Annotated in this window: 7 protein-coding genes and 1 pseudogene; 4 read left to right on the top strand and 4 right to left on the bottom strand. The window is 62.9% G+C overall.

Annotation, left to right across the window (positions count from 1 at the left end):
- Positions 1–174: 174 nt before the first annotated feature.
- Entirely contained in the window at positions 175–2,631 is a 2,457-nt protein-coding gene (locus tag HU737_RS15540; protein WP_186554748.1) for an EAL domain-containing protein, read from the top strand.
- Between the two features lie 39 nt (positions 2,632–2,670).
- Positions 2,671–3,444, top strand: a pseudogene (locus HU737_RS15535) (iron-containing redox enzyme family protein); the annotation flags it as partial.
- A gap of 34 nt (positions 3,445–3,478) precedes the next feature.
- Here the strand turns inward: HU737_RS15535 and HU737_RS15530 are convergent.
- The 4 genes from HU737_RS15530 to HU737_RS15515 all read right to left on the bottom strand — a co-directional run bounded on the left by HU737_RS15530 (position 3,479) and on the right by HU737_RS15515 (position 7,071).
- On the bottom strand, positions 3,479–4,219 hold the full coding sequence (locus HU737_RS15530; protein ID WP_186554750.1) for a YciK family oxidoreductase: 741 nt from the start codon (positions 4,217–4,219) through the stop codon (positions 3,479–3,481).
- A gap of 92 nt (positions 4,220–4,311) precedes the next feature.
- Positions 4,312–4,983 (bottom strand): N-acetylmuramic acid 6-phosphate phosphatase MupP, encoded by a 672-nt coding sequence (mupP, locus tag HU737_RS15525; RefSeq protein WP_186554751.1) that lies wholly within the window; start codon positions 4,981–4,983, stop codon positions 4,312–4,314.
- Between the two features lie 2 nt (positions 4,984–4,985).
- Positions 4,986–5,684, bottom strand: coding sequence for a bifunctional 2-polyprenyl-6-hydroxyphenol methylase/3-demethylubiquinol 3-O-methyltransferase UbiG (gene ubiG, locus HU737_RS15520; RefSeq protein ID WP_186554752.1), 699 nt, complete (start codon positions 5,682–5,684; stop codon positions 4,986–4,988).
- A gap of 64 nt (positions 5,685–5,748) precedes the next feature.
- The gene (locus tag HU737_RS15515) at positions 5,749–7,071 is read right to left on the bottom strand and encodes a TRZ/ATZ family hydrolase (protein ID WP_186554753.1); all 1,323 of its coding nucleotides are present in this window, start codon (positions 7,069–7,071) and stop codon (positions 5,749–5,751) included.
- A 109-nt stretch (positions 7,072–7,180) separates the two neighbouring features.
- Here HU737_RS15515 and mtnA point away from each other — a divergent pair, with 109 nt between their 5' ends.
- Complete coding sequence (mtnA, locus tag HU737_RS15510; RefSeq protein WP_186554754.1) at positions 7,181–8,257, top strand: S-methyl-5-thioribose-1-phosphate isomerase; 1,077 nt, start codon at positions 7,181–7,183, stop codon at positions 8,255–8,257.
- A 294-nt stretch (positions 8,258–8,551) separates the two neighbouring features.
- Complete coding sequence (gene gyrA, locus HU737_RS15505) at positions 8,552–11,317, top strand: DNA gyrase subunit A (RefSeq protein ID WP_186554755.1); 2,766 nt, start codon at positions 8,552–8,554, stop codon at positions 11,315–11,317.
- Positions 11,318–11,354: the final 37 nt, after the last annotated feature.

Raw genomic sequence — 11,354 nt, 5'->3', positions numbered from 1 at the left:
TAGTTAGTTTGGCCTCATCGCACCGCTGCGACTTGTCGCGCGATGAGGCCCGACTAGACGCTACAAATCTCTTTTATGGCGTTATTAAAATCCCTCCACGCAGATGGCAAATGGCCTACGCTAGTGCTTGTCTGGGTTGATTCGTGCCTTATCTGCCGCAGTGACAGGGAATCCATGAAGGGAATTCGTACTCTAGAAGCGCCAAAGCTATTGGGCATCATCTGGCCCTTTGTCGCGGTTGTCATTTTCCAGGTCTTGCTGGGCAGCCTCAGCCTCTACACGCTTTCGGCGGTACGCGCCTATGTGGCAGGGGAGAGCCTCTGGTCCAAGGCGCAGAAAGACGCCATCTATTACCTCAACCTGTACGCCGAAAGCCCAAGCGAACGGATTTTCCAGCGCTATCGCCAGGCCATTGCCGTGCCGCAGGGCGACCACGAGCTACGCCTGGCGCTCGACCAGCTTAACCCTGACCTCGATGCTGCGCGGGCGGGCATCCTGCAGGGCGGCAATCACCCTGATGATGTCACCCGGATCATCTGGTTCTATCGCAACTTTCGTCATATCAGCTACATGGAAACGGCCATTTCCTATTGGGATATCGGCGATGACTATTTACGTCAGCTGGATATTCTCGCCAACGAGATGCGCACAGGGTTCGCCAGTGGGCAGCCAGACCCCGAGCAGATAAGTGCCTGGAAGGCGCGCATCGTCAATATCAACGAGGGCGTGACGCCTGCGGCCAAGGCCTTCAGCGATGCCCTGGGTGAAGGCTCGCGGGTGTTGCTCAAGGTGTTGCTGATCACCAACCTGCTCACCGCGTTGTTTCTCATCACCATGGCTTGGCGCCGCTCAAGCAAACTGTTGGCCCAGCGCCAGGCGTTTGCCAGTGCCTTGCAGGCCGAGCGCGAACGGGCGCAGATCACCTTGGAGTCGATTGGTGATGCGGTGATCACGGCCGATGTCGAGGGCAATATCGTCTTCATGAACCCGGCCGCCGAGCAGTTGACCCACTGGCAGGCCGGGCCGGCCCATGGCCTGCCGTTGACGGCCTTGTTCAGCCTGGTCGATGAACACAGTGATGAGGATGCCCGCAGTCTGGTCGAGCAAGTGCTCAGCGGCAGCCTCAAGGGCGGTGCCGAACATGCTCGTTTGATCCAGCGTCTGGACGGCAGCACCGTGTCGATCAATCTGGTCGGCTCGCCGATCATCAGTGCTGGCAAAGTCAGCGGCATCGTGCTGGTGCTGCACGACATGACCCAGGAGCGCCAATACATCGCCAACCTGTCCTGGCAGGCAACCCACGACGCCCTGACCGGTCTGGCCAACCGCCGCGAATTCGAATACCGCCTGGAACAAGCGCTCAATAGCCTGGCGCGCCAGGCTGGGCGGCATTCGCTGATGTTCCTCGATCTGGATCAGTTCAAGCTGGTCAACGATACCTGCGGCCATGCTGCCGGCGATGAGTTGCTGCGGCACATCTGCGCCGTATTGCAGTCGGGTTTGCGCGAGGGCGATACCCTGGCGCGCCTGGGGGGCGACGAGTTCGGCGTGTTGCTGGAAAACTGCCCGGCGGAGCAGGCCGAGCGCATCGCTGAGCATCTGCGCCAGCTTGTCCAGAGCCTGCATTTTGTCTGGAAAGGCCGCCCGTTCATTACCACGGTGAGTATTGGCCTGGTGCACATGGCCCAGGCGCCGAGCACCCTGGAAGCTTCGCTACGGGCCGCCGACATGGCTTGCTACATGGCCAAGGAGAAGGGGCGCAACCGGGTGCAGGTCTATCACGCCGATGACAGCGAGCTGTCCATGCGCTTTGGCGAAATGGCCTGGATCCAGCGCCTGCACGTGGCGTTGGAAGAAAACCGCTTCTGCCTGTATGCCCAGGAGATCGCGCCTTTGAGCTACCAGGAAGGGCCGGGGCATATTGAAATTCTGCTCAGGCTGCACGACGAGAGCGGACGCACGGTGATGCCGGACAGCTTCATTCCGGCGGCCGAGCGTTATGGGTTGATGACCGCGCTGGATCGCTGGGTGGTGCGCAATGTGTTCCAGATCATTCGCCAGTGCCTGGACGAGGACCGCGGCGGGCCGCTGGCGATGTGCGCGATCAACCTGTCCGGTTCGAGCATCGGTGATGACAAGTTTCTTGAATATTTGCAGCGGCTGTTCGGCGAGTTCGACATCCCGCCGCGGCTGATTTGCTTCGAAATTACCGAAACCAGCGCCATCGCCAACCTGGGCAGTGCGATTCGCTTCATCAACGAATTGAAGGGATTGGGCTGCCGGTTCTCCCTGGATGATTTCTGCGCCGGAATGTCGTCATTCGCTTATTTGAAGCATTTACCCGTCGACTTCCTGAAGATCGACGGAAGTTTCGTTAAAGATATGCTGGACGATCCGATCAATCGCGCTATGGTGGAGGTGATCAACCACATCGGCCACGTCATGGGTAAACGGACGATTGCCGAGTTTGTCGAGACTCCATTGATCGAGCAGGCCCTGCAGGAAATCGGCGTGGACTACGCCCAGGGCTACTTGATCGAGCGGCCGCAGGTATTCACCTGCGACAGCCTGCAACGCCAGCGGATTGCTGCAAGGCCACTGCTGCAAAGGGCACCAGGGACGTTTCGCTGAAGGTCGTTCGAAAAATCACAAGGAATCAAGGAGCTGACAGTGATTGATACATTCGTTCGGATCGGGCCATTGATGGATCCCGCCAGTTATCCGCAGTGGGCGCAACACATGATCGACGACTGTCGTGAAAGCAAGCGGCGGGTGGTCGAGCACGAATTCTATCAGCGCCTGCGCGATGGCCAACTGAGGCCGGCGACCATTCGCCAGTACCTGATTGGCGGCTGGCCGGTGGTCGAGCAATTCTCCTTGTACATGGCGCACAACCTGACCAAGACCCGCTTCGCCCGCCATCCCGGCGAAGACATGGCCCGGCGTTGGTTGATGCGCAATATCCGCGTCGAGCTCAACCATGCTGATTACTGGGTGCACTGGTGCCACGCCCATGGCGTCACCCTGGGGGATCTGCAGGCGCAGGACGTGCCGCCTGAGCTCAATGGCCTGAACGATTGGTGCTGGCGAGTGTGCGCCACCGAGTCGCTGGCCATTGCCATGGCGGCGACCAACTATGCCATCGAGGGTGCGACCGGGGAGTGGTCGGCGGTGGTCTGTGCGGATGATACCTATGCCCAGGGCTTCCCTGAAGAGACCCGCAAGCGCGCCATGAAGTGGCTGAAGATGCATGCCCAGTATGACGATGCGCATCCGTGGGAGGCGCTGGAGATCATTTGCACGCTGGTCGGGGAGAATCCCACCCCGCTGTTGCGCGCCGAGCTACGCCGGGCGGTGTGCAAGAGCTATGACTGCATGTACCTGTTCCTGGAGCGCTGCATGCAGCTGGAGCAGCGTCAGGCAGGGCGGACTCGGTTGGGCTTGCCTCGCGATAGCGTCGCTACAGGCGCAGGCCAGCTTACTGGGCGTTCAGCGCCTGCCCATTCACATCCTTGCTATCCGGCCCCATCAGGTACAGATACACCGGCATGATCTCTTCAGGCAGCGGATTATCCTGCGGATTCTCGCTCGGATAGGCCAGCGCGCGCATGGCGGTGCGGGTTGCCCCTGGGTTGATGCTGTTGGAGCGTACCGGCGCCACGTTTTCCAGCTCGTCGGCCAGGGTCTGCATCAGCCCTTCGGTAGCGAACTTCGACACCCCGTACGCCCCCCAGTAAGCCCGGCCCTTACGCCCAACGCTACTGGAGGTGAACACCACCGAAGCATCCTCGGACAGCTTGAGCAGCGGCAGCAGCGTGCTGGTGAGCATGAACGTGGCATTGACGTTGATGTGCATCACGCGCATGAAGTTGTCACCCGACAGCTGCTCCAGCGGGGTGCGTGGGCCGATGATCGAGGCATTGTTGAGCAGGCCGTCGAGGCGACCAAACTCTTTCTCGATCATCACCGCCAGCTCGTCGTACTGGTGGGGCAGGGCGGTTTCCAGGTTGAACGGGACCGCTACGGGCTCAGGGTGGCCGGCGGCGACGATTTCATCATAGACCTGGTTGAGATTGGCTTCGGTCTTGCCCAGCAGCAGGACGGTGGCGCCAAGGGCGGCGTAGGCCTTGGCGGCAGCGGCGCCGATGCCACGGCCAGCGCCGGTGACCAGGATGACCCGGCCTTTGAGCAGGTCGGGGCGGGCGGTGTAGTCGAACATGAGCTCTGTCCTTTGAATTCAGTAGGGCCGCACACCTGCGAGGGGGCGGGAAAGCCCGCTCCCACGCGGCTGGTAAGCTCCTTTGAGAGTAATCAGCAGCCGCAAAGCGCGCTGTCGAGCACCTTGCGCAGCTCCAGCGGGTGGTCCACCACCACGTCTGCACCCCAATTGTTGGGGTTGTCCTGAGGATGAATATAGCCATAGCGCACTGCCGCAGTACGGGTGCCGGCGTCGCGGCCAGACTCGATGTCGCGCAGGTCATCGCCGACGAACAAGACGCTGGCCGGGTCCAGGTCCAGGGTCTTGCAGGCCAAGATCAGCGGCTCAGGGTCAGGCTTGCTGTTCTTCACATGGTCCGGGCAGATCAGCAACGCGGAACGCTCGGCCAGGCCCAGGCGCTGCATGATCGGCTCAGCGAAGCGCACCGGCTTGTTGGTCACCACGCCCCAGATCAGGCCGCCTTTTTCGATGTCGGCCAACAGCTCGCCCATGCCATCGAACAGCTTGCTGTGCACGGCACAGTCTCGCTGATAGCGCTCGAGGAACTCCAGGCGCAGGGCCTCGAAGCCTTCGGCTTGCGGGTCCATGGCAAAGGTCGCAGCGACCATCGCCCGGGCGCCGCCGGAGATCACGTCGCGGATCAGCTTGTCGTCAATGGCAGGCAGGCCGCGCTCGGCGAGCATGGCCTGGCAGATGGCGATGAAGTCCGGCGCGGTATCTAGCAGCGTGCCGTCCATGTCGAAGAGTACTGCTCGCAAACGCATGCTCATTCCTCGCGCAGGGTCTGGATCATGTAGTTGACGTCAACGTCGCTGCACAGCTTGTAGTGCTTGGTCAGCGGGTTGTAGGTCAGGCCGATGATGTCTTTGACTTCCAGGCCGGCCACGCGGCTCCAGGCGCCGAGCTCCGACGGGCGGATGAATTTCTTGAAGTCGTGGGTGCCGCGCGGGAGCATCTTGAGGATGTACTCGGCGCCGATGATCGCCAGCAGGTAGGCCTTGGGGTTGCGGTTGATGGTGGAGAAGAACACCTGGCCGCCCGGCTTGACCATGCGGTAGCAGGCGCGGATTACCGACGAAGGGTCGGGCACGTGTTCGAGCATCTCAAGGCAGGTGACCACGTCGAACTGCTCGGGCATTTCTTCTGCCAGGGCCTCGGCGGTGATCTGCCGGTATTCGACTTCGACGCCCGATTCCAGCTGGTGCAGCTGGGCCACCGCCAGCGGCGCTTCGCCCATGTCGATGCCAGTCACAGTGGCGCCGCGCTGGGCCATGGCTTCGCTGAGGATGCCGCCGCCGCAGCCGACGTCGAGTACCTTCTTGCCGGCCAGGCTGACGCGTTCATCGATCCAGTTCACGCGCAGCGGGTTGATGTCGTGCAGCGGCTTGAACTCGCTCTCGCGGTCCCACCAGCGGTGAGCCAGGGCCTCGAATTTGGCGATTTCGGCGTGGTCGACGTTGCTCATTGAACAAATCCTCTGAATCTTCGATGAAAGGTGTCACAGGGCGGCAGCCGCAGCTGCCGGCCAGTCATTCTTTGCCTGCGATGCGCGCGCCCCAGGTGCGGGCCATGGCGGTCAGCGCCGTTTCGTCCATGCGCGTCAGGCGGCGCTCGTCGAGCAGTTGCTCGCCGGCCACCCAAACGTGCCGCGCGCAGTCGCGGCTGGTGGCGTAGATCAATTGTGATACCGGGTCGTGGACCGGCTGCTGGGCCAGGCCCGACAGGTCGAAGGCCGCCAGGTCCGCAGCCTTGCCCACCTCCAGTGAACCGATGCGCGCTTCCAACCCCAGGGCGCGGGCGCCGTTGAGGGTAGCCATGCGCAGCGCGCGGTGAGCATCCAGCGCCGCCGCAGAGCCAGCGACCGCCTTGGCCAGCAGGGCGGCGGTGCGAGTCTCGCCAAGCAGGTCCAGATCGTTGTTGCTGGCTGCACCATCGGTGCCTACCGCGACATTGACCCCAGCCTGCCACAGGCGCTCGACCGGGCAGAAGCCGCTGGCCAGCTTGAGGTTGGACTCCGGGCAGTGGATTACGCTGGTGTTGCTTTCTACCAGCAGCGCCAGATCGTCGTCGCTGATCTGGGTCATGTGCACCGCTTGCAGGTTGGGGCCCAGCAGGCCCAGCCGAGCCAGCCGGGCCAGCGGCCGCTCGCCATGCTCGGCCACGGCCTGCTCGACCTCGCTGGCGGTTTCGTGGATATGCATGTGCAGCGGCGCATCCAGCTGGTCGGCAATCACCCGGATCTTCTCCAGGTTGTGGTCGTTGACCGTATACGGCGCGTGCGGGCCGAGGGCGATGGTGATGCGCGGGTGATGGCGCAGATCGCCGAACAGCTCGATGGCCAGGTGCAGGCCTTCGTCTGGCGTGCGTGCGCCAGGGATCGGGAAGTCCAGCAACGGCACCGCCACCTGGGCGCGGATGCCGCTACGGTGGACCCGGTCGCAGGCCTCGCGGGGGTAGAAATACATGTCGGCGAAGCAGGTGATGCCGCCTTTGAGCTGCTCGGCGATGGCCAGGTCAGTGCCATCACGGACGAACCCCTCATCGACCCAACGCCCCTCGGCGGGCCAGATGTGCTCGTGTAGCCAGGTCATCAAGGGCAAGTCGTCAGCCAGACCGCGGAACAACGTCATGGCGGCGTGGCCATGGGCGTTGACCAGGCCAGGGCAGAGCAGGCAATCGGGCAGCTCGCGCACCTCGTTGGCGGCCGGTGCACGCTCGCGTGGGCCGATCCAGGCGATCAGGCCGTCGCGTAGGCCCAGGGCATGGCCTTCCAGTACTACCCCGGCCGGTTCCACAGGTACCAGCCAAGCCGGCACCAGCAGCAGGTCTAGGGGAGTGGAGGGCGTGGGCATGCGTGGGCTACCTGCAACGTTTGGGCGGAACGCGCAGTATACCCGAGCGCCCGCGGCTGAGGCTCGCTATAATCGCCGCCTTTTGATCACCGAACGACGGGGACAGGCGATGCGCGAGCGACTTTTGGCGGCGGAGAAGGTGACCGGCATCCAGTGGCGTGGCGGCACCCTGCATCTGCTCGACCAGCGCCTGCTGCCGTCGCAAGAGCACTGGCTGGCTTGCACCGATGTAGAAGATGTGGTCAAGGCGATCCAGGGCATGGCGGTGCGTGGCGCGCCAGCGATTGGCATCAGCGCCGCCTACGGCCTGGTTCTGGCCCTGCGCGATCGGCTGGCCGAGGATGACGACTGGGAAATGGCCCTGGAGGAGGATTTCCTCGCCCTGGCCGAGTCGCGCCCGACCGCCGCCAACCTGTTCTGGTCGCTCAACCGCATGCGTGATCGGCTGCAGCGCCTGCGCCCGGATGAAGACGTGCTGGCGGTAATGGAAGCCGAAGCCGTAGCGATTCATGAGAGCGACCGTGAAGCCAACCTGACCATGGCCCAGTACGGCATCGAGCAGATCCGTCGCCATCAGGGCAATGAGCAGACCCTGCTCACCCACGGCAATGCCGGGGCCTTGGCCAGCGGCGGCTTTGGCACGGCGCTGGGGGTGATTCGCGCAGCCTTCCTCGAAGGGATGGTCGAGCGCGTGTATGTCGGCGAAACCCGCCCTTGGTTGCAGGGTTCGCGCCTGACTACCTGGGAGCTGGCCCACGAAGGCATCCCGGCGACGCTCTGCGCGGATTCGGCAATGGCCCACCTGATGAAGGTCAAGGGCATCACCTGGGTGGTGGTCGGCGCCGACTGCATCGCTGCCAATGGCGATGTGGCCAGCAAGATCGGCACCTACCAGATGGCGGTGGCGGCAATGCACCACGGCGTGCGCTTCATGGTCGTGGCACCGAGCACCAGCATCGACCTGAACCTGGCGACGGGGGATGACATTCCACTGGAAGAGCGCGATGCCGACGAGTTGCTGGATGTCGCGGCCAGCCGCTTTGCCGCTGAGGTGGAGGTGTTCAATCCGGTGTTCGACGTGACCCCGGCGGACCTGGTCGATGTGATCGTGACCGAAAAAGGCATCGTCGAGCGGCCAGACACCGCCAAGCTTGCCCAATTGATGTGCCGTAAGCGTCTGCACTGAAACCGGTCTGGAGCGGGGCGTGGGAGCGGGCTTGCCCCGCGATGGGAGTGGCTGCGGGCCTGCGGATTTCACGAATTAGCGGCAACCTGCCATATCTCCCATCGGCACCGCCTTTGTGATACCATCCGGCAGTTTCCAAGGCCGCCCATTGAGGTGGTCTTCATTGCGCAGATCCAAGGCACAACCTATTGATTTGTCGTAAGTCGTCGCACCACTGTGCGCTGCGGCGACGAGCTTCGTTCGTCCTTGATGGACTTGGACGAGGTTTCACCAGAAAAAGGAATCAGGCTTCTCATGGGCGAACTGGCCAAAGAAATCCTCCCGGTCAATATCGAAGACGAACTGAGACAGTCTTACCTCGACTACGCGATGAGCGTGATTGTCGGGCGTGCACTGCCCGATGCGCGTGACGGCTTGAAACCCGTGCATCGCCGCGTTCTCTATGCGATGAGCGAGCTGGGCAACGACTGGAACAAACCGTACAAGAAGTCCGCCCGTGTGGTCGGTGACGTCATCGGTAAGTACCACCCGCACGGCGACACTGCGGTCTACGACACCATCGTGCGTATGGCCCAGCCGTTCTCGCTGCGCTACCTGCTGGTCGACGGTCAGGGCAACTTCGGTTCGGTCGACGGCGATAACGCCGCGGCCATGCGATACACCGAAGTGCGCATGACCAAGCTGGCTCACGAGCTGCTGGCCGACCTGCACAAAGAAACGGTCGACTGGGTGCCCAACTATGACGGCACCGAGCAGATCCCGGCGGTCATGCCAACGCGGATTCCCAACCTGCTGGTCAACGGTTCCAGCGGTATCGCCGTGGGCATGGCGACCAACATCCCGCCGCACAACCTCGGCGAGGTCATCGACGGCTGCCTGGCGCTGATCGACAATTCGGAAATCACCATCGATGAGCTGATGCAGTTCATCCCTGGCCCTGACTTCCCAACGGCCGGCCTGATCAATGGCCGCTCCGGCATCATCGAGGCCTATCGCACCGGCCGTGGCCGCATCTATATGCGCGCCCGCTCCGAGATCGAAGACATCGACAAGGTCGGTGGTCGCCAGCAGATCGTCATCACCGAGCTGCCGTACCAGCTGAACAAGGCCCGTCTGATCGAGAAGATCGCCGAGCTGGTCAAAGAGAAGAAACTCGAAGGCATCACCGAGCTGCGCGATGAGTCCGACAAGGACGGCATGCGCATCGTCATCGAGCTGCGTCGCGGCGAAGTGCCGGAGGTGATCCTCAACAACCTCTATGCCCAGACCCAGCTGCAAAGCGTATTCGGCATCAACATCGTCGCCCTGATCGACGGTCGTCCGCGCCTGCTCAACCTCAAAGACCTGCTCGAAGCGTTCGTCCGTCACCGCCGTGAAGTGGTGACCCGTCGTACCGTATTCGAGCTGCGCAAGGCCCGTGAGCGTGGCCATATCCTTGAAGGCCAGGCAGTCGCGCTGTCCAACATCGATCCGGTCATCGCCCTGATCAAGGCCTCGCCGACCCCGTCCGAAGCCAAGGAAGCCCTGGTGACCACGCCTTGGGAGTCCAGCGCTGTGCAGGTCATGGTCGAGCGTGCCGGTGCCGATGCCTGCCGTCCGGAAGACCTCGATCCGCAATACGGCATGCGCGACGGCAAGTACTTCCTGTCGCCGGAACAGGCCCAGGCCATTCTTGACCTGCGCCTGCACCGCCTGACCGGTCTTGAGCACGAGAAGCTGCTGGCCGAGTACCAAGAGATTCTCGACCAGATCGGCGAGCTGATCCGCATCCTCAGCAGCGCCGAGCGCCTGATGGAAGTGATCCGCGAAGAGCTCGAAGCGATCCGCGCCGAATACGGCGATGTGCGCCGCACCGAAATCCTCGATGCCCGTCACGACCTCAGCTACGGCGACATGATCCCGGAAGAAGAGCGCGTGGTGACCATCTCCCACGGTGGTTATGCCAAGACCCAGCCGTTGTCCGCCTACCAGGCCCAGCGCCGTGGCGGCAAAGGCAAGTCGGCTACCGGCGTCAAGGACGAGGACTACATCGAGCACCTGCTGGTCGCCAACAGCCACGCCACCCTGTTGCTGTTCTCCAGCAAGGGCAAGGTGTACTGGCTCAAGACCTACGACATTCCCGAAGCGTCCCGCGCTGCCCGGGGTCGTCCGCTGGTCAACCTGCTGCCGCTGGAGGAGGGTGAAGGTATCACCGCCATGCTGCAGATCGACCTCGAAGCCCTGCAGCAGAGCGCTGGCGTCGATGAAGACATCGACGATGCCGACGACACTGTGCTCGAAGGCGAGGTGGTCGAGCCAGAGGAAATCGACGAAGAAGACGGCGATACGCCGGAACTGGTCGCCGAACCGACTGGCGCCTACATCTTCATGGCTACCGCTTCGGGTACCGTCAAGAAGACCCCGCTGGTGCAGTTCGCCCGTCCGCGCTCCAATGGCCTGATCGCCCTGAAGCTCAAGGAAGGTGACACCCTGATCGCCGCGGCCATCACCGACGGTGCCAAGGAAGTCATGATGTTCTCCGACGCTGGCAAGGTGATTCGCTTCGCTGAGAGCGTGGTCCGTGAAATGGGCCGTACCGCACGCGGCGTGCGTGGCATGAAGCTGGGCAAAGGCCAGCGGATCATCTCCATGCTGATCCCTGAGTCCGGCGCGCAGATCCTCACCGCCTCCGAGCGTGGCTTCGGCAAGCGCACTCCGCTGTCCAAGTTCCCGCGTCGCGGCCGTGGTGGCCAGGGCGTGATCGCCATGGGTACCAAGGGGCGCAACGGTCTGTTGATCGGGGCGATCCAGGTCCAGGAAGGCGAAGAGATCATGCTGATCTCCGACCAGGGCACGTTGGTGCGTACCCGGGTGGGCGAGGTCTCCAGCCTGGGTCGTAACACCCAGGGTGTGACCTTGATCAAGCTGGCCAGCGACGAGACCCTGGTGGGGCTCGAGCGGATCCAGGAGCCTTCCGAAGACCTCGATGAGCTGATCGAGGGCGAAGAGGGCGTCGAGATCGACGCGGTGGACGCGGCTGATGACGATGCCGGCGCCGCCGAAGAGGCGCCTCAGGAATAACACAGCGCAACAACCCGGCGGGGCGACTATGGTCGCC

It is taken from the genome of Pseudomonas urmiensis, assembly GCF_014268815.2.
Lineage (GTDB): Bacteria > Pseudomonadota > Gammaproteobacteria > Pseudomonadales > Pseudomonadaceae > Aquipseudomonas > Aquipseudomonas urmiensis.
The sequence above is the reverse complement of the archived record's forward strand: the minus strand, read 5'-3'. Positions and strand labels throughout refer to the sequence as shown.